This is a genomic window from Arthrobacter sp. ISL-85, from assembly GCF_018613675.1.
In the GTDB taxonomy this organism is placed as follows: Bacteria; Actinomycetota; Actinomycetes; order Actinomycetales; family Micrococcaceae; genus Arthrobacter.
The window spans coordinates 41573-65996 of record NZ_JAGGPQ010000031.1 but is presented as its reverse complement, the minus strand read 5'-3'; the positions used below and the strand labels follow the sequence as shown (position 1 = coordinate 65996).

The 24424-nt window shown below is 63.5% G+C and carries 20 protein-coding genes and 1 pseudogene; 4 read left to right on the top strand and 17 right to left on the bottom strand.

Translation table 11 applies throughout. The features are described from left to right. Positions 1-352: 352 nt before the first annotated feature. The 6 genes from J7I84_RS20665 to J7I84_RS20640 form a co-directional block, all read right to left on the bottom strand. A complete protein-coding gene (locus J7I84_RS20665; protein ID WP_214946391.1) occupies positions 353-1933 on the bottom strand; it encodes a Na+/H+ antiporter in 1581 nt (526 codons plus the stop codon). A gap of 67 nt (positions 1934-2000) precedes the next feature. Further along, entirely contained in the window at positions 2001-2363 is a 363-nt protein-coding gene (locus J7I84_RS20660) for a nuclear transport factor 2 family protein (RefSeq protein ID WP_214946390.1), read from the bottom strand. 133 nt (positions 2364-2496) lie between these two features. Then, entirely contained in the window at positions 2497-3378 is an 882-nt protein-coding gene (locus tag J7I84_RS20655; protein WP_214946389.1) for an aldo/keto reductase, read from the bottom strand. Between the two features lie 19 nt (positions 3379-3397). Further along, positions 3398-4429: an alcohol dehydrogenase catalytic domain-containing protein gene (locus J7I84_RS20650; protein ID WP_214946388.1), complete on the bottom strand. Its 1032-nt coding sequence runs from the start codon at positions 4427-4429 to the stop codon at positions 3398-3400. Positions 4430-4587: 158 nt separating this feature from the next. After that, complete coding sequence (locus J7I84_RS20645) at positions 4588-5583, bottom strand: aldo/keto reductase (protein ID WP_214946387.1); 996 nt, start codon at positions 5581-5583, stop codon at positions 4588-4590. A 77-nt stretch (positions 5584-5660) separates the two neighbouring features. Beyond that, a complete protein-coding gene (locus J7I84_RS20640; protein ID WP_251046894.1) occupies positions 5661-7115 on the bottom strand; it encodes an MFS transporter in 1455 nt (484 codons plus the stop codon). A 93-nt stretch (positions 7116-7208) separates the two neighbouring features. Here J7I84_RS20640 and J7I84_RS20635 point away from each other — a divergent pair, with 93 nt between their 5' ends. Further along, complete coding sequence (locus tag J7I84_RS20635; protein WP_214946386.1) at positions 7209-8093, top strand: helix-turn-helix transcriptional regulator; 885 nt, start codon at positions 7209-7211, stop codon at positions 8091-8093. A 277-nt stretch (positions 8094-8370) separates the two neighbouring features. On the opposite strand, the gene J7I84_RS20630 is transcribed toward J7I84_RS20635, so the two are convergent. The 4 genes from J7I84_RS20630 to J7I84_RS20615 form a co-directional block, all read right to left on the bottom strand. Next, complete coding sequence (locus J7I84_RS20630; RefSeq protein WP_214946385.1) at positions 8371-9189, bottom strand: carbohydrate ABC transporter permease; 819 nt, start codon at positions 9187-9189, stop codon at positions 8371-8373. Next, positions 9186-10142 carry a carbohydrate ABC transporter permease gene (locus J7I84_RS20625; protein WP_214946384.1) on the bottom strand — a complete coding sequence of 319 codons (957 nt, stop codon included), beginning with the start codon at positions 10140-10142 and terminating at the stop codon, positions 9186-9188. The genes J7I84_RS20630 and J7I84_RS20625 overlap by 4 nt, the downstream gene beginning before the upstream one ends. 70 nt (positions 10143-10212) lie before the next feature. Then, on the bottom strand, positions 10213-11487 hold the full coding sequence (locus J7I84_RS20620) for an ABC transporter substrate-binding protein (RefSeq protein ID WP_214946383.1): 1275 nt from the start codon (positions 11485-11487) through the stop codon (positions 10213-10215). A gap of 19 nt (positions 11488-11506) precedes the next feature. Continuing rightward, positions 11507-12433 (bottom strand): family 43 glycosylhydrolase, encoded by a 927-nt coding sequence (locus J7I84_RS20615; protein ID WP_214946382.1) that lies wholly within the window; start codon positions 12431-12433, stop codon positions 11507-11509. A 105-nt stretch (positions 12434-12538) separates the two neighbouring features. Here J7I84_RS20615 and J7I84_RS20610 point away from each other — a divergent pair, with 105 nt between their 5' ends. Together J7I84_RS20610 and J7I84_RS21960 are read left to right on the top strand one after the other, a co-directional pair. After that, positions 12539-13549: a LacI family DNA-binding transcriptional regulator gene (locus J7I84_RS20610; RefSeq protein ID WP_214946381.1), complete on the top strand. Its 1011-nt coding sequence runs from the start codon at positions 12539-12541 to the stop codon at positions 13547-13549. A 472-nt stretch (positions 13550-14021) separates the two neighbouring features. Further along, positions 14022-14453, top strand: a complete 432-nt coding sequence (locus J7I84_RS21960) for a helix-turn-helix domain-containing protein (RefSeq protein ID WP_214946380.1) — start codon at positions 14022-14024, stop codon at positions 14451-14453. 496 nt (positions 14454-14949) lie between these two features. On the opposite strand, the gene J7I84_RS20600 is transcribed toward J7I84_RS21960, so the two are convergent. The 4 genes from J7I84_RS20600 to J7I84_RS20585 form a co-directional block, all read right to left on the bottom strand. Beyond that, the gene (locus J7I84_RS20600; RefSeq protein WP_214946379.1) at positions 14950-15873 is read right to left on the bottom strand and encodes a phosphotransferase family protein; all 924 of its coding nucleotides are present in this window, start codon (positions 15871-15873) and stop codon (positions 14950-14952) included. Positions 15874-16119: 246 nt separating this feature from the next. Further along, complete coding sequence (locus J7I84_RS22125; RefSeq protein WP_214946378.1) at positions 16120-16242, bottom strand: SHOCT domain-containing protein; 123 nt, start codon at positions 16240-16242, stop codon at positions 16120-16122. A 346-nt stretch (positions 16243-16588) separates the two neighbouring features. Next, positions 16589-17935, bottom strand: a complete 1347-nt coding sequence (locus tag J7I84_RS20590) for an amidase (protein ID WP_214946377.1) — start codon at positions 17933-17935, stop codon at positions 16589-16591. Beyond that, positions 17928-19364 (bottom strand): TIGR00366 family protein, encoded by a 1437-nt coding sequence (locus tag J7I84_RS20585; RefSeq protein ID WP_214946376.1) that lies wholly within the window; start codon positions 19362-19364, stop codon positions 17928-17930. The genes J7I84_RS20590 and J7I84_RS20585 overlap by 8 nt, the downstream gene beginning before the upstream one ends. A gap of 1579 nt (positions 19365-20943) precedes the next feature. On the opposite strand from J7I84_RS20585, the gene J7I84_RS20580 reads away from it, so the two are divergent. Then, entirely contained in the window at positions 20944-21705 is a 762-nt protein-coding gene (locus tag J7I84_RS20580) for an IclR family transcriptional regulator (RefSeq protein WP_214946375.1), read from the top strand. Between the two features lie 656 nt (positions 21706-22361). Here the strand turns inward: J7I84_RS20580 and J7I84_RS20575 are convergent. The 3 genes and pseudogenes from J7I84_RS20575 to J7I84_RS20565 form a co-directional block, all read right to left on the bottom strand. Further along, positions 22362-22733 carry an aromatic amino acid lyase gene (locus J7I84_RS20575; protein WP_214946374.1) on the bottom strand — a complete coding sequence of 124 codons (372 nt, stop codon included), beginning with the start codon at positions 22731-22733 and terminating at the stop codon, positions 22362-22364. Positions 22734-22873: 140 nt separating this feature from the next. After that, the gene (locus J7I84_RS20570) at positions 22874-23680 is read right to left on the bottom strand and encodes a hypothetical protein (protein WP_214946373.1); all 807 of its coding nucleotides are present in this window, start codon (positions 23678-23680) and stop codon (positions 22874-22876) included. Positions 23681-24222: 542 nt separating this feature from the next. Then, a pseudogene (locus J7I84_RS20565) lies at positions 24223-24423 on the bottom strand (adenylyl cyclase); the annotation flags it as partial. Position 24424 lies beyond the last annotated feature (1 nt).

Sequence of the window (24424 nt, the reverse complement as noted above, 5' to 3'; positions counted from 1 at the left end):
ACACCGTTTATCGGACAGTCCCGGCCCCGGCAGCGATCATGAATAGTTCCGTACTGCCCCGTGGGCGTGTCGTGGCCGTCGGCGTAAGTCGCCCCCCTTGGCCGAAAGCGGTGAAACCGATCTTGCCGCCGGAGCCGGATCCTGGGTCGTCGGCCCCGGGCTACTGCACCCTGTCAGTGTTGATGCCATCAGGCCCCCGGCTGTTGCAGCCCTGATTTTCTTACTCGGCTTAGAGGAGCGAGTGATGCCTCGGCAACGGGGTGCTGGAGGGTCCCGGACCGCTGGTGTTCAGGCGCACGTGCTGCCCACTGAAACGGAAGGATCCTTCCGTCGGGGCGGGAACGTGGTGGTGCTAGTCGTATGTTTCGACGCCGGTGAGGCGTTGTTCTTCGATGTCGAGCCGGGTTTGGATGCGTCGTGCGACGGTATCGTCGACGGTGCCTGTGAGGCGCAGCCCGAGGAGCACTTCTCGCTTTTTGTCGAGCAGGGCGTGACGGAGCTGTTTTTCCGCTTCGCGGGCCTGTGTTGCAGTGTCCGGGTCAGTGCCCTCTGTCTGGGCCTGGATGGCTGAGTGATGGGTTCGGTATTCGTCTGCGATGCGGTCGTAAACCTCGGGTGTGATTCCGAGTTGGTTGGCGAGTTCGTCGACGGCTTTGACGGCTGCTGAGGAGATGGCCAGTTCTGCCAGGCGCAGTTCTTCTTCCTCAGGTTCATGGGGCAGTCTGGCCCAGCGGACCACGGCTGGGAGCAGTGGCCCCTGGATCAGCATGGTCAGCACGATCACGCCGGCGCTGATAATGATGATGTCGTCGCGGCCGGGAAGGGGAGTGCCGTCGTTGAGCATGGGTGGCACGGACAGGGCGATCGCCAGGGACACTGCACCGCGGAAGCCTGCGAGGGAGCTGACGACCCGGGCTCGGTAGGTCATTCTGCGTTGACGCTGGGATGGGCGGCGGTCCAGGAGTCGGATGAGGGTGATGCTCACGCTCTGGAACACAAACCGGATCACGATAAGGGCGGCCCACACCACGGCTGTGGACAGTAGAAGCCGGCCCACGTCCCCGGGCTGAATCTCGTGGACGACGGCCTGGACCTGAAGACCGATGAGAACGAACAGGGAACCGTTGAGCAGGTAGGAACCCAGCGGCCACGCTGACTCGGTCTGGCGGCGGGATGCTGCGGTGCTGATACGGCTTGCGGTGAAGGAAATGATCAACCCGGCGACGACTACGGCCAGCACGCCCGAGGCTCCAACAGCTTCGGCGAGCAGGAAGGCGGCGAATGGGGTGATCAACAGGGAGATGTTGATGGTGAGCGGGTCGCGGATCCGGACCAATAGTAGATAGACCGCGGCCGCGACCAGCACACCCGCTGCAGCGCCTCCTAGGTAGGAGAGGGCGAACAGCCCGGCAACATCGATTGGGGTGTAACTGCCGCCCAGGGTCAGCCCGACTGCGATGGCGTACAGCACCAGGGCCGTGCCGTCATTGGTCAGGCTTTCAGCCTTGAGCAGCATGAAGTTCCGGCGCGGGAGCATCCGCCCGAGGGCGGCGACGGCGGTCGCATCCGGTGGGGCGAGGGCCGCGCCGAGGATCAGAGCCGAATTCCAGGGCAGACCCAAAAGGTGGGCCACCCCGGCTGTGGCGAGGGCGGAAGCGACGACCAGCAGGGTGCTCATGATGACGATGCCGCGCAGGTCCCTGCGGATGGAGCGCAGTGAGGTGGTGAGACTTTCCCAGAACAGCATGACCGGCAGGAAGATCAACAGCACGGTCTCCGGTGGCAGCTCAACCTGCCGCAGCTGGGGGACGAAGCCAAGGAGAAGGCCGAAGACCAGCAGCAGCAGGGGGACGGCGATGCGGAGCCGCGGAGCCAATACTGTCCCGGCAAGGACGGTAACGCCCAAGAGCACAACGGTTTCCAAGCCCTCCATCAAGCCCTCCTACTACTAGTCTTCTTCTGATCCGGTCGGGCGCGATTTCACCCTTGTGATGAGGTGGTTACCAGGTGGACGCGACCGTTCGTGTGATGACCCATTCCGTGTCCCGCACCTCGAACCAGGAACGCAGCGTCAACCGCCACGTAGCCCTCGACCCCCAGATCGTGGCGTCCGTGAGCGTGCGCGCAGTCAGTGCCGGCGCGGCTCCCTCCGGAGTTGAGCTTGCCTGGACTGTCTCCATGCGGTGGTATTGCATCTGGCCGGAGGCGATGGCGTCCAACCACTCAGTCTTCGACTGCACGTATCCGGTCATGTGCGTAAGCGTGAACCCGTCGGCCAGGATGCTGTCCAGGGTGGCAATGTCACCGGCAACCATCGCTTCACACATCGTGTCGTAGAGGGTCCCCATCACCTTGTCGCTCATGGTTCTTGCCAGTGACGTACCAGAGGCCTTAGTTCGTGTGCCCGGAGGTACACGGGGCTGGCCTTCCCCCGGGCGTGGCCAAGCGGGCGGTATTCCATGTTGGCTTCCCTTCTATCTGCTGGTTCTGAGGAGCCTAGGCTTCGGGGATGGAGACGACGAACCACTGGTCGCGGGCGGCGTCAGGGTCAGGGCCGTTGCGCACACAGGTGTCCAGGGCGTCGATGGCAGTAACCTCGCCGTCGGCCAGTTCGAAGTCGAACACGTCGAAGTTTTCCGCGATCCGGGCCGGGTTGGTCGATTTCGGGATGGCTGAGCGGCCCTGCTGCAGGTGCCAGCGCAGCATGACCTGCGCGGGGGTTTTGCCGTGCGCTTCAGCGATCGCAGTGATCGTGGGGTCCTGCATGACGTTCTTCCGGTCCTCGCCGTAGCCGGGGTAGAAGGTGATACCGCCGATCGGCGACCAGGCCTGGGTGAGGATACCGTGCCTGGCGTTGGCCGCCTGAACATCGGGCTGGCTGAAGTACGGGTGCAGCTCAACCTGGTTCACGGCCGGAACGACGTCGGTTTCGGCGAGCAGCTGCGCCAAGTGGTGGGGCATGAAGTTGCTGACGCCGATTCCGCGGACCCGCCCGTCGGCGAGCAGGGTCTCCAGCGCCTTGTACGCGGCGATGGCCTTCTCGAAGCGGGCCGGCACCGGCTGGTGCAGAATCAGCAGGTCGAGGTAGTCCACCCCCAGCTTTCCGACCGCTTTCTCCCACGCATGCAGGGTTTCCTCGTAGCCGTAGTCGCTGACCCATACCTTGGTCTCGATGAACACGTCGGAGCGGTCCAGGCCGGAACGGCGGATGCCGTCGCCGACCTCCCGCTCATTTCCGTAGGCGGCGGCAGTGTCAATGTGCCGGTAACCGGCAGCCAGGGCGGCCACGACCGCGGCTGTTGTTTCTTCCGGCGGGCTTTGGAAGACGCCGAGCCCGAGTGCGGGCATGGTGACGCCGTTGTTGAGTGTGATGTCCATAATGTTCAGGTCCTTTTCGTTAGGGGCGGACGAGTACTTTGAGTGCTTCACGGTCGGCCATCGCCTGGTAGCCCGCGGGGACCTCATCCAGGCCGATGGTGCGGTCGAAGACCTTGCCTGGTTCGATGGTGCCGTCCAGCACGAGGGGCAGCAGTTCCTCGATGTAGGCCCTGGCCGGTGCGACACCACCTGTGAGGGTGATGTTGCGCATGAACTCGGCGAATCCGAGGGGGACGTCGGAGAACTGCGGTGCGCCGACGCGGCTGATGATGCCGCCGTCGCGGACCACGCCGATGGCCATTTCGAGTGCTGGCTTGAGGCCCACGGCTTCGAGTACGGCGTGCGTTCCGTCTCCGTTGGTCAGTTCCCGGATCTTGGCGATGCCTTCCTCGCCGCGTTCGGCGACGACGTCGGTGGCGCCGAACTCGCGGCCGAGGTCCGTGCGGGACTGGTGCCGGCCCATGAGGATGATGCGCGAGGCGCCCATGAGCTTGGCGGAGAGAACCGCGGAGAGTCCCACTGCGCCGTCACCGATCACGGTAACGGTCTGGCCGGGCTGGATGCCGACCTTCTTCGCTGCGTGGTAACCGGTGGACATGACATCGGAGAGGCTTAGCAGGGACGGGATCAGCTTCTCGTCGAACCCGGCGGGGACCGTGACGAGGGTGCCTGAAGCCTGCGGGACCCGGGCATATTCGCCTTGGCCGCCGTCGCCGTGGCCGCCCCAGTGGGCGCCGTGACGGCAGGAGGTCTGCAGTCCTTCCTTGCAGAAATCGCAGGTGCCGTCAGAGGCGACGAACGGTGCGATGACGAAGTCCCCGACGGCCAGGCCGGTCACATCGGAGCCGAGTTCTTCGACGATACCGACGAATTCGTGGCCCATCCGGGCCCCTTCATTGGTTTCGGGTTTGGAGCCGTAGGGCCAGAGGTCGCTGCCGCAGATGCAGCCGGCGACGATACGCACGATGGCGTCGGTGGGCTCCTGGAGGGTGGGGTTGGGGACGCTCTCGACGCGCACGTCTCCGGCGCCGTACATCAGGGTTGCTCGCACAGTGGTTTTCCTTACGTGGTTATTAGCTGGTGTTCAGTCAACACCGGGCACGGGCTGCTGGGGGAGTGCCTGTCAGTACCCGCATGAAGCACAGGGGATGCTGGCGCAGCGGCGCGTCCAGGTGAGGGTCGGTAGCGCCAGCATCCTGACTGTTTCGGTCAGCGGTCTCGGTCAATGGCGGCGTCGAGCCCGGCAGAGAGGGGTGCACCGACCAGGTCCAGGGCGGTCAGGGCTTCGTCGATCCTTTGCAGGTCGTTGCCGCTGAGTTCGAGGTCGGCTGCGGGAAGGTTGTCGTCGAGGTGGGTCAGGCGGGTACCGCCGGGGATCGGAACGATCCACGGTTTCTGGGCCAGGAGCCAGGCAAGGGCGATCCGGGCGGGGGAGGCGCCTTTTTCGTTACCGAAGTCCTTGAGGAAATCGACGAGGGCGAAGTTCGCCTCAAGCGCCTCCGGGGTGAAGCGTGGGAAGTCTGCGCGCAGGTCGTTGGGGTTGTCGAACTTCATGTCACGGGTGATGCCACCGGTGAGGAAGCCCTGTCCGAGCGGTCCCCAGGCGACCAGTCCGATTCCGAGTTCTTCGCAGACCCCGAACTTTGTGGTTTCCGGTTCCCGCATCCACAGTGAGTAGTGGTCCTGGATGACGGCGACCGGGTGGACGGCGTGCGCGCGGCGGATAGTGGTTTCGCTGGCCTCAGAGAGACCGAAGTGGCGGACCTTGCCTTCGGTGATGAGTTCCTTGACGGTGCCTGCGACGTCCTCGATCGGGACGTTCGGGTCGACCCGGTGCTGGTACAGCACGTCGATGTGGTCGGTGCACAGCCGGCGCAGCGATGCATCCACCACCTCCCGGATGTGGTCGGGTCGGCTGTTGAGCCCGACAGTTTCCCCGTCGGCGTTGATGTCGAACCCGAACTTGGTGGCCACCAGCACGTTGTCGCGGATGGGCTGCAGGGCTTCGCCCACGAGCTCTTCGTTGACGTAGGGTCCGTAGCCCTCGGCGGTGTCGAACAGGGTGACGCCGCGTTCGGCGGCCGACCGGATCACGGCGAGGGCTTCTGCCCGGTCGGTAGCGGGGCCGAGGCCAAAGCTCAGGCCCATGCATCCGAGACCGATGGCCGATGTCTCAAGGCCGTCGCCAAGCTTGCGTGTTTTCATCGTGGTTTCCTTTTGATTCGTTGAACGTAATGGAGGCTGAAGGCAGCCCCTTTCCGAGGGGCACCCGGTTGAGTTGGTCAGCGGGCGTGTGCACCCTGTGGTGCCGGCACTGCTGCCGGTTCGCGGGTCCGGCGGGAGGCCAGGTCTGCGGGCAGGATGAGTGCTGCGGTGACAACGAGGGACAGGAACAGAAGGACGCTGCCGGTGGTGAGGGCGGCGCTGACCTGCGCGGCCAACTGTTCCGTGGCCGGGCCGACCGCGGGGACGGTGGCTGCTGCCGCGACCGCGATGCCCAGTCCCAGGCAGGTGCCCACCTGGTGAAAGGTGTTCACCAGCCCCGACGCGGCGCCAGCGTCAGCGGCGGGGGCACCGATGATGCCGAACGAGGTCAGAGGGGCGAAGGCAAAGCCCTGACCGGCGCCGATGAGGACCATCGGCAGGGCGACTCCGGTCCAGTAGCTGGAATCGGCTCCGGCGCGGCTGAGCCAGAACATTCCGGCGAGGGTGATCAGGACGCCGGCCAGCAGGGCCACTGAACCCGGCATGCGCCTGACGAGTGGCGGGATGCTCATGGCGACGGCGAAGTTCACGGCGGTCATGGGCAGGAAGCCGAGACCGGCCTGCAGGGGGTTGAAGCCGAGGACTTCCTGCATGAACTGGGTGGTGAAGAAAAAGAAACCGATCATGGCACCCAGGTAGAGGAAGCGTGCCACATAGGCGCCGGTGCGGCGGCGGCTGGCGAACAGCGTCAGCGGCATGATGGGCTGGGCGGCCTTGCGTTCGATTAGCACGAACACGATCAAAAGAACGACGCCGGCGATCACCGCGGCGAGGGCGGCCGTGTCCCACCCGGCTTCGGCGGTGTGGATGGTGCCGAACACCAGGGCGCCCACGCCAAGGGTCGCGCTGAGCGCCCCGAGGACATCGAAGCGGCCGCGGGCCCGTCCGGTTTCGGGGAGGAACCGGGGAGCAAGGGCAATCATCAAAGCTCCGATCGGAACGTTGACGAAGAACCCGGCCCGCCATGAAATCCAGTGGGCCAGGGCGCCGCCGATGACCAGCCCGAGGCTGGCGCCGATCCCGGCCGTGGCGCCGTACAGGGACACGGCCCGGGTTCGTTCACGGCCTTCCGGGAAGCTTGCTGTCAACAGGGACAACGACGCGGGAGCGACGATGGCAGCCCCGATTCCCTGGACTGCGCGGCCCGCGATCGCCCACCATCCTGCCGGGGCCAACCCGATCAGGAGTGACGCAAGCGAGAAAACCACCAACCCGAACACGAACACCCGGCGCCGGCCCAGCAGGTCCCCGGCACGGGCGCCGAGGAGGAGCAGGCCGCCGAAGACGAGTGTGTAGGCGTCCTGAACCCAGGTCAGTTCACCGGTACTGAGCTGCAGGTCGTTCTGGAGGCTGGGCAACGCGGTGAAGATGACCGAGTTGTCCAGCAGGATCATGAAGTAGCTGGCGAGAATGATCGCCAGGATTGCTGCCGGGTGCGCGGGGGTGGTTGGTGCCGGTTTCATGTCTTCCATGCAACCGTGCTTCCCCTAGGGCCGGGAGTCACTGGTGTTCAGGGTAATGCCAGTGCCTCCCTCGCCCCGAAGTGCCCGCGTAGCGTGGATGCCATGACACACAGCGATGATGTGCGGAAGTTCCTAAGTTCCCGCCGTTCCAGGATCACACCCGAGGAGGCCGGTCTTCCCGCGTACGGCGGCAACCGGCGGGTGGCGGGCCTGCGCCGCGAGGAAGTGGCGATGCTCGCCGGCGTGAGTATCGACTACTACATCCGCCTTGAGCGCGGAAACCTCTCCGGCGCATCGGACAGCGTCCTGGAAGCACTGGCACGTGCCCTTAAGCTCGACGACGCCGAGACGGCCCACCTTTTCGACCTGGCCCGGGCTGCCACAGCCGCCCCCCGGATCCGGCGCAAGCGCAGCCCGCAGACAGTGCGGCCCAGCGTGCAGCGGGTCATCGACGCGATAACGACCGCGCCTGCCTGGGTCCGCAACGACCGCGGCGACGTCCTCACAGCAAATGATCTGGGCCGGGCCCTGTACCTGGACATGATGACCGACACCAACGCCGCTCCGCCGAACAGCGCACGTTTCACTTTCCTGAACCCCAAAGCACAGGAATTCTTCATCGACTGGGAGCGGGCCGCTGACGACGTGGTCGCTGTCCTGCGGTCCGCCGCCGGAAAGAACCCCTACGACAAAGACCTCTCGGACCTGGTCGGCGAACTCTCCACCCGCAGCGAGGAGTTCCGCATCCGCTGGGCACGGCACGACGTCAAACACCACCGCACCGGCCGCAAACGGCTCCACCACCCCATCGTCGGAGACCTCGATCTGACCTACGAGGCAATGGAGCTGCCGGCAGACCCGGGACTGAGAATCAACATCTACACCGCTGAACCCGGCACCCCGTCCGAGGACGCCCTGAAAGTCCTCGCCAGCTGGGCAGCCACACAACGCCAGGCGGCTCCAGCCGCCGTCAAGGAGAACACATGAACACCCGCCCCTCTTCCGTCCTGATTGCCGGCGCCACCGGCAGTATCGGCCGCCACGCCGTCAGCGAGGCGCTTCGCACGCCGACGGCCAGGCGGTAGCACAAAGGGGTCCCTGACGCCCTGCTCCCCGACGGTGGAGTAGAGGAACGGGCTGCCGCCGTTGAGGCTCGTCCAGTCGAGGGGGCTGGGACCGGTGCTGAGTGCGAAACGTACCTGTTCCCCGTCCGGCTCCGCGGCGGAGGTGAAGTACGTGAAGAGGTAGCCGGCGGTGGGCGCGGTCATCCTTTGACGCTTCCGCTGACCAGTCCGCTGACGATGTGCCGTTGCATGAAGATGAAGAAAAGGACCATCGGGATCAGGACGACGACGGTCAGGGTCATGAAGGAGGGCCAGTCGGTGGTGAACTGCCCCACCGCGGTGTAGACCTGCAGGACGAGGGTTTGTTTCTCTTCGGAGCTGATGAATACATTCGGGGTGATGAAGTCGTTCCAGACCCACATGGTTTGGAATACGCCGACGGTGACCAGGATCGGCCGGATGAGGGGCAGCACGATCATCCAGTAGATGCGGAAGGGCCCGGCACCGTCGATCCTGGCTGCTTCGAGGAGCTCTGCCGGGATGGTTCGCATGTAGCCGAGGATGAGGTAGTAGCAGAAGATGGACCCGCAGGCGTAGATCACGATGAGCCCGTTGAGCGAATCCACCAAGTGAACACCGACGAGCATCCGGTAAAGGGGCACCAGTGTGGCCTGGCCGGGGATGATGAAGGCTGCGACAAGGACTGCCCCGATAATCCGGGAAACGCGGCTCCGGTCGGTGATCTGACCGAACGCGGCAAGGGACCCGATGGCGAGCATGAGGAAGATCGAGATCACCGTGACGTAGATCGTGTTCATCAGGCTTTGGACGACCGGGGTGCCTTCGAAGACCTTGACGTAGTTGTCCAGGACCCAGTGGGTGGGCAGGGCGAGCGGGCTGTTGGTGGTCTCCTCCTGCGTTTTGAACGTGTTGACCACAATGTAGTAGAACGGGACGCTCATGAGGACCGCAAGCGCGATCATGAGCACGGAGGTCAGGACGTGCCGGTTCCTGGTCATGAGTATTTCCTTTGCAGTGCATTCGTGATGGCCATCTGGCCGAGCACCACGAGGCCGACGACGAAGAGGAAGAGGACAGCGAGAGCTGAAGCGGCGCCAACGCGTGACTGGGCGATGCCGTCCTCGATCAGGGACTGTGTGAGGGTCCTGGTGGAGAAGCCAGGGCCGCCGCGTGTGAGGGTGAACGGCAGGTCGAAGACTTTCAGGCCGTTGGTCATCAGCAGCAGCTGGCTGACGGCCATGGCCGGGACCAGCAATGGGAGGGTGATGTACCGGAAGCTCTGCCAGCCGCTTGCCCCGTCGATTTTGGAGACCTCGTAGTAATCGGCGGGGATCGCCTGAAGATAGGCCAGGTACAGTACCGCGTGCCATCCGGTTTGGGCCCAGATTGTGACAACCACTGTGGAGAGTTGGGCGAGGGTGCTGTCGGAGAGCCAGGGGATGGGACCGAGTCCGGTGAGGGAATGGATGATGCTGTTCAGCACGCCTGAGCCGAGGGGGTTGAGGATGAACCCCCATACCAAGCCCAGGATGGCGACGCTGGGAACCGCGGGGAAGAAGAATGCTGACCGGACGAGGTTGCGTCCCAGGAATTTCCTGTTCAGTGTAAGTGCCAGGGGGATGGCTGCGACGGTGACCAGGATGGTGGTGGTCACGGCGTAGAAGATGGTGTAGCCGAGCGCCGAGAGCATCGACGGGTCTTTGAAGAGGTGGGTGTAATTATCGAGGCCGACGAATTTGGGGTTGCTGACGTAGCCGTTGAAGTCGGTGAAGCTGTAGTACACCGACTGGGTCATCGGAATGATATAGAGCGCCACGAAGACCACCGCGATGGGGGCCATAAAGGCCCACGACGTGACGGACAGCCGGTGAATCCGTTTCCGGGGCAGCGTCTTGTCTCTGCCGTTGGGGGACCGCATCGGCTGCAATGCGGATGTAGTGGAGAGTGCCAAGGTAGGGATGCCTTTCTGGGGGAGAGGGGCCGGCCGCGGGTGTTCCTGTTCCGGCCGGCCCCTCGGGGTGCTACTTGCCTTGGAGCGAGGCAAGCTTCGCGTCAAGTGCCGATGCCACCTTGTCGGGTGTGGTCTGGCCCTGGATGAGCTGCTGGAGGAGGGAAACCGTCTCGCTGTTCAGGGCTGCGGAGTTGGTGGGCCAGGTGACCTGGGGGAGATAGAACTTTCCATCGCGTACTGCGGGGGCCATGGTGGACAGGGCCGGGTCGAGTTGGGGTGTGAAGTCTTTCGTCGTTGTGATGGCGGCGGTCTGCTTTTGGAAAAGCTCGACGGCGGTCTTGCTTTGCAGGAACTCGACGAGCTTTTCGGCTGCGGCGCCGTGTTCGGTTTTTGCGTTGATCGCGTAGCCAGGGGAGACGGCCCCTGCCCAGTAATTGCCGGAGTCGCCAGGTACCGGCATGAAATCCAGCTTCAGGCTGGGAGCGGCCTTTTGGATGCTGCCCAAGGCCCATGAGCCGGTGCCGATCATCGCCACCGAGCCCTTCTCGAATTCGGAGGTGACCTGGTCCCCGGTCAGGCCTGCCACCGATGGCAGGACGAGGCCCTGGCTGAACAGTTGGGACCATTCCTCCAACGGTTTGGTCCAGGTTTTGGTGAAGGACGTCTTGCCGGCCCAGATGTCAGCGTCCATGGTGCCTCCGTTGGCTTCGTTCTGGAGCCCGACCAGGGCCGCGAGGCTCACCGGGATTCCGTCCCCGCCCTCGTAAAACGGCGTGATGCCGGCGTCCTTGAGCTTCTTGCACAGGGTCAGGAACTCATCCCAGGTCGCTGGTGCGTTGGTGAAGCCGACCTTGGCCAGGAGGTCTTTGTTGTAGAGGATGCCGCCGCCCCAGGAGGCGGTTGCTGCACCGTAAACCTTGCCGTCTTTGGTGTAGGTGGCCTTGGCGGCGTCTGCGATGTTTCCGATCCAGGGCTCACCGCTGAGGTCCTTGGCGAATCCGCCGTTCATGATTTCGGTCTTGTTTTCGGCGGTGATGATGAAGACGTCGGCTGCGGTTCCGCTATTGATGCGAGTCTGGAGGGTGGAGATGTAACCCTGTACCGGGGTGCCGTAGGAGACCTTGAGGTCAATCGAGGGGTTTTCTTTCTTGAACTCGTCCAGGACCGGCTTCAGGGTTGCCTCGTTGTCCCACGAGTAGAAGCTAACCGTCTTATCAGCGTCAGAGCCGCCGGGGGAACCGGAACACCCCGTCAGGGCGGTCGCGGCCGCGAGTACGGTTCCGAGAACTGTCAGGCGCAGGAAAGTCTTGCGGCGGGGACGGGAGACAGGTGTGTGATCGAGCATTGCAGGTGCCTTTCCAGTGTTAGTGTGATGTTTTTTCGGACTCGGGGCGATAGGTCGCCAGATCCCTCACGACGGGTTCGGAGGAGGGAATGACTTTTTGAAGCAGTCCGTCATCGGTGTGGACCAGTGGATCGATGGCCAATTCCCGCCGGTATCCCGTCCCTCCGGGGATGGCAAAACGGTGATAGGCGATAAGCCATTCATCGGTGTGGGGGATCCTGACGATGGAGTGGTGCCCGGTAGCCCTGATGCCCCGCTGGGGAGCCTTTTCCAGGAGCACGCCGCGCTCTGTCCATGGCCCGAAGGGGCTCGTGGAGGTTGCGTAGCGAACCCGGTAGTTCTCATCGCGGGTATCGTTCTCGGACCACGAGAGGTAGTAGGTATCCGCGCGCCGGTGCAGGTTCACGGCCTCGCGGAAACCCGTCGGAATCCAGGAGATCACCAGGGCCGGGTTGAACGAGACCATGTCCTCATTCAGGGGCACCGAGTGGGCGATGCCGTTGCCCCAGCACAGGTATGCAGCCCCGTCGTCATCAACGAAGACATTTGGATCGATGGCCCGGCCAGGGAAATCGCCTTCTGCAATGAGTGGCCGTCCCAAGTCCGCAAACGGACCGGTGGGGGAGGAGGAGATGGCAACTCCAATGTTTTCCTGTTCGGCGGTGTAGTAAAGGAAATAGCTGCCGTTCCGTTCAGCGACAGCCGGGGCCCATGCGTGCTCTCTGGCCCAGTGCGTGTGGTCCGGCAGCGAGAAGACGATTCCGTGATCGGTCCATTCAAGTAGGTCCGGGGACGAAAAGGCCTTGAAGGACGTGGAGTCCCAGGAGTCACTGCCGTCGGTCGTCGGGTACAGATAGAAGCGGCCGTCAAAGACGCACAGGTGTGGATCGGCGTAATAGCCGTCAATGATGGCCGGAACAGCCTGCTCCCCGCTATTGGGATTCAAAAGGTTCTCCTTGGGGTATGGATCGATACAATAGTCATTGATCGATACAACTTCGTGGTTTCATTTGATCAGTCAGTTCACTGTTGTGCGGGAAGAGGTAAGAGGATGGCAACCATCCAGGACGTGGCCAGGGCAGCGGGGGTTTCGCCAATGACGGTGTCCAATGTCATCAACGACCACCCGCACGTGAAAAGCAGTACACGGGCGAAAGTGGTCAAGGCGATGGAAGAGCTGGACTATCGCGTCAACCACGCGGCGCGGAACTTGCGCGCTGGCCGGACCTTCACCATTGGGCTCGCGGTCCCTGAATTCGACCGCCCCTTTTGGGGGCACTTCGCAACCCGGGTGATCGAGGAAGCTGCCGCGTACAACCTCCGCGTCCTCGTGGAACAGACCGGCCGCAGCAAGGAAAATGAGATCAACGCCCTGGCGTTGTCCCGCAACCGGATGTACGACGGACTGATCCTCAGCACCGTTGGCCTGAGCGCCGGGGACGCCAACATGCTGCGCGTGGACTACCCGGTCGTAATCCTCGGAGAACGCATCTTCTCCGGCCCGGTTGACCACGTCGCCATGGACAACGTCGACGGAGCCAAGGCCGCCACCGCACACCTGATCGAGCGCGGCTGCCGCCGCATCGCAGCGGTCATGGGCCCCATGGGAACCGACCCTGACGCATCCTCGCTCCGCTACGCCGGCTACCTGCAGGCGCTGGAAACCGCAGCCATCGGCAGCGATTCCTCGCTGCACGTCACGATCAACGAATTCACTCTGAAGGGCGGACGTGAAGCGGTCGACCGCCTCCTCCACGCCGGGACCCACTTCGACGGGCTGTTCTGCGCCACCGACACCGTTGCCCTCGGCGCGCTCCGCGCCCTGCACGAGGCCAAACTCCGCGTCCCCGAGGATGTCAAAGTGATCGGCTTCGACAACTTGGAGGAGGGCGAGTACAGCATCCCTGCCCTCTCCACTGTCGATCCGGACAGTACCGACATGGCGCGAACTGCAGTCAAACTGCTGGTCCAGCGGATTTCCGGTGAGTCGCCTGAGCGGGAACCATTGGAATTTATCAGTTCCGTTCGAGTCATAGCCCGCGGGTCGACGGCGGCAAGCTGACGAACGTACCTCAGAAACCCGTGCCCGGAACGGGCCTGTAAGCTCTTTCATTTCTCCACCTCCCCGTCCGCACCGACGAGCGCTAACAGCAATTTGTATCGATAAAAATAATGCGTGGTACACATCACTTGTGTCAAGGGCGTGCTCAGCAAATAATCCTAGAAGGTCGCTGCGCCGAGCGGAGATGGTAAACATCGACCATCATGTCTTGCTTGTCCCGTGGTCGATGATCAGGATCGCCCACGGAATCGCTCGTACTGGAGTGCACGAGAGGGGCAACACGCACGTACTGGACCGCCCGCCAGGATTCAGGACCGTGCGGCCCCGGCCGCGACCCATGCCCGTACCGCTTCGGGGGCCGCTCCGGTTTCGACGGCGGCGACGAGGCTGGCTGCCAGGGTGTGCGCACGTTGGGCTCCTGTTTCAGTAAGATCAACGTATTCGTACAAGCGGCCCTTACGCGGGGGTGGATGTGCAGAACAAAGTCCGCGATTTCCGCATCGCTGCCGGAATGTCGCGAGGGGAACTCGCTGCCGCCCTTGAGGTCTCGCGGCAAACGATCCAATCCATTGAGGTTGGCCGGTACCTTCCTTCCCTTCCCTTGGCCATCGCCATGGCCCGCTACTTCCGCCGCCCGGTGGAGGAAATATTTGATCCCGGCTGGGCGCGACCACCGTCATTAACGGCAGATGCCAGCGGCCGTCCCGGACATGCCGGTAAGAAGGCAGGGATGGGCAGTGAACGCGGCGTTGCGGGTGAGGCGAGGGGTGTGGCCCGCGTCGGGTCATCGACGCCGGCTGTAGCGGAGATTTTCAAGGCGGTCGCCCACCCAGTGAGAGCGCAGATCCTGGAGCTGGTCTGCGGCGGCGGGTCCTCCCTTTCGCAGCTGTGCGAGGCAACATGAGTGAAGACTTTGCACCTGTCGCGTCATTTGACGCGCATGCGATCCCAGCACCTGGTCCAATGCGACAGCTCGGGAGACCGGATCGTGTACCGGCTGGCCTGCCCGGAAGTCGCAGACCTGTTGGTAGCGGCCAGATCTGTTCTGCACGCCCAGGTGGCCACCGCCGCGACCCAAAAAGGCTACACAACGCGGGCCCGGCGCGTCTAAAACGCCACCTTCTGCAGCGGACTTGACCGGAACACCTGGGGTCGTTCTTCCAGCAACGTCATCCACTGAGCAGTTGCCGAGCTGGAATACACCCTCGCGTCCGCGTTCAATTATTGCCGATGCCTCTGCCGCAATCGCTGCCCCCAGCGGGTGCATTGTGGACGCCGCAGCTCATCAACTTATCCTCACCGCGCACAACGACAACATCACCCTTACTGGTACCCGCTTCTCTGCTGACTCCGCGTAGTCACTGGGCGAGTAGGGCTTTGGACACCCCTGGTGCAGCACGTCACACCAGCAGCGCCTCGAGCTCCGGAAGCCGGCCAAACAGGTCGGGGAGGCCGGTCACCCCGTTGCGTACGGACTCGTGCGATAGCGCGAGGTCAGGGCCGGTGCTCGCCTCGACACCGGCGAGGCACCGGAGAATGTTCCACCTCGTGTGCTCCAACCAGGCTCCGATCATAAAGACAAACCAGCTTGGCCCTGGTGGCGGCAGCGCTCCGCCTCCCGCGACATAGCCGTCGAGAACGGAGCGGAAAACGGCGGGCTTGATGTCCTCCAAGCCGGGTCCCTTTGCGAGGCTCAGCGCGGTCGAGCCGAGTTCACTGGACAGGTCGAGCATCCCCGAGAGCTCCCAATCGAGCACCACCGGCCGCCCCTCTCGAGCGAGCAGGTTCCACGGTTGGATGTCTCTGTGGGTCAGCACGATGGGGCCTGGCCGTTCGCAGGAGTCGACGAAGTGGGCAATCGCGAGGAACGTCTCGACGTGAGAGGCGAGCTCGTCGGCCCATGGCTGTCCTGTTGCCGTCGCCCGAGCGGCGAGCTCGGACCAGTCTTGTGACGCCGGGTCCTCGATCGATACATTTGTCCACTCGACGTCGAGCGCATGGATGCGAGCAAGGATCTCGCCGACCTCAAACGCGTACGCCGCCGACACCGGCGCTTCGGGCACCTTTTCGCCTTCGACCCATCGGTGAACGAGCGTGAAGTGGTCCGCCGAGATCGGCTCTGGCATCGGGATGCCGACGGCGAAGGCCCTCCGCTCAAACCTGAACACGTGCTCGACGCGACAGGTCCAGCGGCGGTCGACGCGGTTTAGCTCCTTTATTGCAAACGACCCCTGGTCGGTGTCGAGCCGGTACATCCGGTTGGCGAACCCGCCATGCACGCGGATCATCGGCCCGATCGGGGCGCCGAGGTGCGAAAGGTCCACCCACCCATTCTAGGAGCTGGCGCTTCATCGATGCACCGGGCTTTCCCGCAATGCATGCTGACGATCACGGGCAGGTCGAGGAACGGCCACCGCCCGACCACCTACCAAACGCGCCTCAGCCCGATGCGGTGTCTCGAAACCTCTGCGCCTCGAAACCCAAGGGATTTGAGGCGCAGAGGTTAGTAGACACAGGGATCCAGCTGTCCGGTAAGAGGTCCTATACCGGACAGCCTTAGTCGTGGACATTTAGCTCTCGAGTATGCGACGTCTGGCTGCCGAAAATTCTTCTGAGCTGAGGGCACCCCTCGAATGGAGGTCCGCCAGACGGGCAAGATCGGCTGCAACCCGAATCTCGTCCGGTGTTTCCATACTTCACCTGGCGCTTGCCAGCCTGTCCAGAAGCAGCAGCAGCCACAGCCTTTGTTCGGCTCTTTGTCATTGCGTACAAGACGAGCATGATGGCGCCCCGAACTGCTACTGCAATCCCAAGCGGCATGGATAAGTAGGAATGGAAGGCGTGTTCCCTATGGGCAGCCTCGGAGGCAAACCACCCATCAGCACGTGCAACCAACCTACTGACTGAGTACACCTAGACGAGACCGGTTTCAGGAGATGTGCTTGACAAGAGGCACCAGGGAAACTGGATTCTCGAAGTGACCGGTTTGACCAGTGCCCACGCCGTCGTGCCTGCCGTTCCCACTACTCTGAAGGTGTTCTATGCCTGCGCGGCTGCAGCGCTCCAGTCCATCAGGGTCTGCGCCGTTTTGAGCAGGTTGTCGTCCGCGTGGAGGTTGCCGACCAGTTGAACGCCGACAGGCAGTCCATTCGGTCCCTCCAGAATCGGAAGCGAGATGGTCGGGCAATGGAGCAGAGTCCAGGAACGGCAGAACAACGGGTCCCCTGTTGCCTGCAGCCCCAGCGGGGCTTCACCGATCACCGCCGGAACCACGAGGGCGTCGACGCCGTCGAATAGCTCGGGAAGCATGGCCTTGCATCGCTCGGCCAGTTCAAGGGCCGCCGAGTAGTCCCCTGCCGAGATGGAAGCACCGCGCCGCAGAACCTCCATCAGGCTCTTACTGACCAGGTCAGGATTCTTTTCGCAACGGCTCTTGAGGGCCTTGCTGACTTCAAAATCCATGACGGTGCATTGGGCGGCGGTAAGCCCTTCGAATTCAGCGGGAAGGCCTGTTTCCACTACTTCGACGTCGCTGTCCATCAATTGAAGCTTCAGCGCGTCAATGCCGTCGCGCGTTGACGGGTCGGCCTGGCCCCATTCGATGGGCCGGGCAAAGCCGAGTCTGGTCGGCTTGGCAACCTCGACCTCCCGGCCGGGGCCGGTTCGCCTGCTGCCCCGCGAGGCACTGGTCCGGGCAACATCGAAGACGGCGGACGTGTCGGCAACGCTGCGGCTGAGCAGCCCCACCGTGTCCAGGGTTTCGCTGATCGGGAAGACGCCGTCGCGGTCGATCGCGCCGAAGGTGGGTTTGAATCCCACGATTCCGCAGAAGGAGGCCGGCCTGATGACCGAGCCTGCGGTCTGGGTTCCGAGCGCAACGGGAAGCATTCCCGCTGCTACGGCGGCCGCCGATCCGCTCGAGGAGCCGCCCGGTGTGCGCTCCACGTCCCGGGGGTTTCGTGTCTTGCCCGGGCTGAAGCAAGCGAACTCCGTGGTGACGGTCTTGCCCATGACGAGCGCTCCGGCGTCGCGCAGCGTGCGGACCACGGCCGCGTCGCCGGCGGGACGGTGGCCGGCAAACAGGCGCGAACCGTACTCGGTGGGCTGGTCTCCGGTGTCGATGAGGTCCTTGACGCCGACCGGCAGCCCCAGGAGGGGCCTTTCCAGAGCGCCCGGCGAAACTCGGTCCAGTTCGCCGGCGGCAGCCCGCACGGCCTCCGGATCCAGATGCGCGAAAGCCTGGATTTCGGGCTCCAGCGCAAGGATGGTGTCCAGGTGCGCCTGGGCTACCTGGCACACTGTCTTCCGGCCGGAGACGACCTCGGCGAGGAGGGCGCTAGCGGGGGCTTCCGCCGTCGGGGTCAAGGGCCGGTCCAGGCTAGACATACGGCATGACCAGCATGGCGACACCGAAAATCACGAAGCCCACCAGGAAGGCGGCCACGGTATAGCCCATGACCTTGCGGACGTTCAGTTTGGCGATGGCCAGCACGGGGAGCAGCCAGAAGGGCTGGATCATGTTGGCCACGGCTTCACCGGCCGCGACGGACATGGAGATCTTCCCGAGGTAGGCCGGGGATGACTGGCCCATCTGCAGGGCAGTCTCCACAGCGATCGGTCCCTGGACGGCCCAGTGGCCGCCGCCGGAGGGAATGAAGAGTGAAATGAGGATGGAGCCGAGGAAGTTCAGGAAGGGAAGGGTTGCCACCGACGCCCCGGCAACAATGGCCGAGGAGATGACCACCTGGAGGGGGCTGGTGTGGGTGTCCGGTGCGTAGGCGAGAAGTCCGACGATGCCGCCGTAGAGCGGGTACTGCAGCAACAGCGGACCGCAGGTCTTGGCCGCTTCGGTGAAGGCACGGATGAAACGGATCGGTGTGCCGTGCAGGGCGGCGGCCAGGATGGTGAAGAGCATGACCATCGATGAGATGTTGAGCGCGAAGCCGCTGATCACAAAGAAAGTGGCACCGGCCAAAAAGAGGGCGATGTTCAGGATCCAGAGTCCCTCAAGGCGATCAGCGAAGGTCCGCGGACCTTCGTTGCGGGGAGCTTCAACCGGCTCGCTTGCGAGCAGCGCTTCGCGGTCAACCTGGTCATCGGTCTCGTGCGGGGCCATCTTCCAGATGAGCAAGGCCAGGGCCGCGATCGCGACGAGCACGGTGACGTAGCTGTACGGCTGGAGGATGGTCAGGTCCAGTGGAACCACCTGGTGCGTCAGCGTGTAGATGACGTTCAGCTTGCTGGTGGTGTCGGTATTGGCCAAGGCGATCGAGCTGGAGAGCCCGTTGGTCCACAGCATGTAGCCCATGTAGCCGGCGGCGATCATGTAGCCGAAGTTGGCGTTGGACAGCCTGGCAAAGACGCGAAGTCCGAGCAGCGCACCGACCACGAGGCCGAGGCCCCAGTTCAGGAGGTTGGCGGCGGCGGCCGCGCCGAAGCACAGCAGGGCGCCTTCGACCTGGTTGCGCGGCTTGGAAGCGAGCCAGTTCAGGCCCTTCTTGACGACCGGAGCCTCGGCCAGGGTGTACCCGCTGACCAGGATGAGCACCATCTGGAGGGCGAAAGTGAAGATGTTGTTGGTTCCCCAGACGCCCTGGTACCAGCTCTGGATGATTCCGGATCCCGACGCACCCGGCACCCAGAGCAGAATCATGAGCACCACAACCAGCGTCAGAATGACGGCGAAGAGGTACGGGTCAGGCATGAACCGCTCAACATACCGCACACAGAGGTCGGTGAACCGCTGGATCAAATTTCGTCGACGGACCCCAGTGCTTGTGGCTCCGGACACGGAGGCCGGGGAGGCAGATGACATTGGTATTCCTTACTCGCGGCTAAAACTGGAATGCCGTGACGGACGGTGTCAGGGCACAGCACAGCCTCTTATTTAGGACACTAGAAGTTAGGAAACAGCTCTGCGGCTTGTATTCCCTTTGTCGAGGAACGTCAATGCCGCGGCTCGCAGTGCTGCGCGTCACATTTGTTCGACTGGCCTATCCAATAGGACACCGGGTCTCCTGTCAAGTAAGGGGCCCGGCGCGCACCAGCCCTTCAAGAGCCGGTGCTGGATTTTCCGTCGAGTACAAGCCACCGAGTACAAGCCACATGGGCGTCAGAATATGGTGAACCAACCAGTTTCACTAACAGCCGCGGTGGATGATCTCGAGTTCCCCCATGACACTCGGTGAGTGAAAAAAGCCGCGTCTCGTAGCGGAGGGCGGCTGCCTTCCAGCAGAGGCGCCTTTGCCTCTGCACCGGCGTCTTGTAGTTCGGTGAGTTCGACCGCGTCGCTGACCAGCACCACGCCGCATTCCTCCAGCAGCCGGTGACAGCCTACTGAGTCAGCGATGTGGACACTTCCGGGAACGGCGACACATGCCGGGTAATGGTTTCGGCGTGGCCAGATCATCCACCCGGAGCGGGATGGTCCAGCTGACACTTCCGCCGGACACTCCCTGGTCAGGCGCGTAGGAAACCATGCGGGCAGGAAATGCCTGGGTTACCGCGCGGTTCCGGGGCCGGCACGGTAGCGCCCTGGTTGCGGGACCCGCCCAGCGATTATGGACTCTGCAGAACAGACCGTCTCGGCAGTTCGCTCCTTAGTCGCAGGCATCGAATTAAGTGCCGTGACTTCCGACGCAGTCTTGAACCGGTACGGGGTCCTCACGAACCGGGTCTCCACAGACGTTCGTCTGGAGTCGGGATCGTAGAACACAGTCCCCACGCCCGCTCCCGGCCCGCGGCCGTCCGACCTGGCAGCTCGTCCCGGACAATCACGGGAGCGGATGATCCTGCCGCCGCCATTGCGGCCCCACCGCTCGGAAGCCCACCTGCTCTACAGCTCCGGGGGAACGGGCTGACGATCCTGCCGCCCGAGGACAGCCTCCTGGACATCGCTCAGGAAGTCGGGGGAGAGCGTAGCCACCAGTTGGTACGGCACAATCGCCCAGGGCGAGCTGAACGAGCTCCTGGCCGACCGGCCCATCCTGCCGGTGGAAGTTGATTGGGTCCTGCTGAAGGACGGCGCCCAGCGGATTGGCGAATACAAGACCGACCTGCAGGGCGTCCCCGGGCACTCCGGGAAGCCTTCTGGAGCAAGCTTGACCAGCTGACCCGAGCCTTGTTGGCGGCCGAGACGTCAGCCGCCGACTTCCAAGCATCGTTGGGCAATGGGAGTGCAGAAACGCGGCGCCGATGAACAATCGGTGGCGAATGGAGCGACTACCGAACCGAGGCCCGAAGCCGTAGAGGCTTCGGAGTACAGGTCGCTCATGTCGTCGTCGAGCCGGTACTGCTGGAACCGGGTGGCGGCGGTTGCCGCCTGCGGGTCGGTCCTGCCTAGTCCAGAGTGGGCCGAATTTGGAGTCAGAGCGAGGTGGTCGCATAGTTGGGCCATGGCCAATTCATCGACAGGCGAGTCAGTGATTGCGAGGCTTTCCCGCATCCTGGCATCGTTTGATGATGAGCACCCGTCGATGTCGCTGACATCGCTGGCAGCGCGTGCCGCGCTTCCGATTTCAACAACGCAGCGGTTAGTGGTGGGTCTGCTGACCCACGGCTTCCTGGAAAAGGACACGAAAGGGTGCCTAAGAGTTGGTGCCTTAATCCGCGAAGCAGGGTTAACAGCTCCGGGAAGTACTTTCCTCGTTTTGCGAAATGCCGCGGTTCCCCTCATGGAGTCGGCCCATGCAGTCCTGAAACAGCAGATAACACTTGCGGTCCTAGACAAGGACGAGGTGCTTTATCTCGAGCGGGTTTCCATGGGCTCAACATCGGTCAACATGACACAAAAATTCGCCCGGCTTCCTCTCCTGAAAACTCCGTCCGGTCTTGTGCTGCTCGCCCAACAGCCGCTGGCCTTTCAGGAAAAAGTAATGGAGGCATCGCTCAACCCTGAAGACCTCCGGGCCACCTTGGCCGGGGTACGGAATGAAGGATTCGTGACGCGGCCCAGCATCATGACCAACGAAGGCCTCGCCGTCTCGGTCCCTGTCACCGGAAACCGCGGCGGTCTCCCCGCCGCCCTTACCGCAGTTATTCCCCGCGCCGGTGCCGACGTGAACCTCACGGTGGCCGTACTCCGATCAGCCGCCTTCGCGATCTCGAAAGCGCTCGACGGGGACCAACAGCTTGGCTTGGGATCCCGCCGCCTGTGAGAATTCCCGTTGAACGGGAAACCCTGTTCGACCGAGACGGACAGTTTGCCATGATGTTTTTGCAGCGCAAGCTGGCGTTCCGGGGTCACCCCCGAAGATCCCGGCACGGGAGTCGGCGGGCCAGAGTTAAGAAAACGCTCCGTGGCCCGCCGACTCGATTAACGACACGTGTCAGGCCGCCAGGCATATGAAGGCCGGGATCTTGAACGGCAACACTGACCGCTCCCATTCCGGACGCAGGTCTCGGCCTTACCCAGCTAATAGGGTATTCGATCTTTCCGCCGGCTGTCCGCCGTCTCCGTATCCAACCCCATCCGGCAGTGGCATGCGCTCCGGCAGGCCTCGAAGCTCAACGTCGAGAAGGCCATGGCCTGGCTCTTAGGGCCCCGGCAGGAGGGAGCTGAAGCGGCAAAAGGGCCACTGCGCCCGGATTTGTCCTCCACCGGAACAACTCGCCCAGCTGATTTCCGGCGGCCTGAGATTCTTGCAAGTGCACGGCTACGTCACGCTCGCCAAGCACGCCAGTTGCGGCTCCCTTCAAGATAGTTTGGAGCGCGGGAGTCCAGCCGCCAGGGCTTAGTCCGCAACTGACTTCACTCGAAAAGGAACTGCCAGCCCCAGGGTGGGACGTTGGACCCTCAGCTTCTCGCCCGTCGTCAGCGCCGGGCGGCTGGCGCCGGCCAAGTTTCCCCTCCACGACTCGGCTGACGCAGATGACTGGCGCCGGAGCAGCCACGTGCCATGCCGCAGACCCTAACGGCCATCGCTGCACGTACTACTGTCCGGTCAACTGTTCCGAACGAGCCGGCGTGGCTCGAGACCAGGAGCTGCTGGAGCTGCTTCAGCGCTTCTCCCGGAACCCGCGTGTTCTTTCCGTGGCCGACTCGCGTGCTGAGCCGGTAGATCGCGTCGCCCCAGGACATGAGCTCCTCCAGAATTGCCCGGTTCGCGGCAATCCGTGCCTTGGTCTGGTCTCCGGGCACCAGCAGCCTGCCTATGGCTACCGCGACGAGTTCCTCTTGCGCCATCGGCAGGTGACTAGGGGTCACTGGTTGTCATTGCCTCCGCAACCAGCGGGTCCTGTGCGCCTGACCCGGCAATAGACGACCGGAAAGCTCGCGTCGTTATCCGGGTTCGCAAACCGCCCACCGGGCAAAGGGGTCTGGACTCAGATGCAGGAGTAGTCGTAGTCGAAGCCACCAGAAACGTATTGGGTGAGCGTGACTTTGCCTCCTCCGGTTAGCGGCGCCGTGGTGCACATACGCTTTGCGGACGTCAGCGAGCTGGCCCCGGCGAGCCAGCTTCTGGCGGTGTAGAGGGGGCTCGATGATGGCACCGTGCCCGCTATTTGGGACCACTGGCTGCTCGTGGAGTAGATTCCGGTCGTTGCGCCGGTGCTGGCGAAATAGGCCATCATGCCTTCCAGGTCGGCGCGGTTGGCAGCCTTGTCGGCGGACCAGCTGTTGCCGGTTTCGACGTCAAGCCACCAAACGAACGAGGCGGGATTGCTCACGCCTCGGATGTTGGCGTCGTCGTAGGCCTTGGCGTACCCGTACATGAACGAGCAGGCCGCCCCAAAAGACCCACTCGTGCACTGGCCGTAAGGGTTGGCCACACTCGTTCCGCCGTACGTGTTGCTTGTAGGCCACCACGAGCCGGCCGACCCCGGATTAGCAGTGTTTACGTAAAGTGCGACCTCGGGCTGCCCGGTAGCGCCTGTCGAGGAGCCAGCCCAGGACAGCTCGGTGGCGAGGCAGGGATTGGTCGTGTTGGCTGTGCCGTTGTTGACCCCAACAATTCCAAAGCTCTGACCGTTGGGAAGCGCTTTGCCGCACTGCGGCCACGAGACGTCATTGCCACGGCCCGTCGTTGCGGCTTCCGCCGGAAGGCCGAAGAGCATCAACAGCAAGGCCGCAACGGCGGCCAGTGGATAGCGAAACCGGAAGAGCGGTGACGTGGCGCGGGTGATGTTCATGGTCGACCCCATTTCAGCGCTGGGCAATCAAGTACCCAGCATGAGCGCCCCCCGCTATAGAGGTCAAGGTATCGCGCCGATTCAGTAAAGATGGACCGCTTAGCCTCATTCAAAGAATCATCTGCAAGTGTCTGGCATGGACGGGGTGCCAGGCGGCCCGGCGCCGGCCGCGTCGGTGTCCTGAGCCACGAGCCTTCGATAAGTGAATGCAGGGCGGTCACAAGGACCCTCACTGCGCCAAGCCAGGCCGGGCGGGTGGTCGGCCTCGTTGTTGTGAAGGTAATCCGCGCGGAGTGGCGCAACGGCCGCGGACATCGGATTCTTGCCGGTGCGCCGGCATCCGCTCGCCCGTCGCTCGTACCCTTCACCAGTCGTGAAGGGCATCAATTAGGAATTCGACAGTCAGAACACGGTGACGGAACGCGTTCCACCTTGACATAGCGCGGGTGCCCTCTGGAAGGAGGGCCAAGAGGGCACCCGCGTTGTAGTGGTTGTCAGCCGCCGTAGGTCGTGACTGCTTCCGGGCCCTGGCGCGTCGGCGTGACGGTGTCCGTCACCTTGTAGGCGGCGTAGCCGAGCGTGCCGTCGAGCTGCCACGCGGCCTGGTTGGGAGCGTCATAGGGCAGCTCGTTTTGGAAGAACACTGTCCGGCCCCGTTCCCCGTTCCAGATCACGTTGTCCTTTTGGAAGTGTTCTACGAAGAGGCCGGTGGCAGTGACGTCGTCGCCGTTCACAACTAGGCCG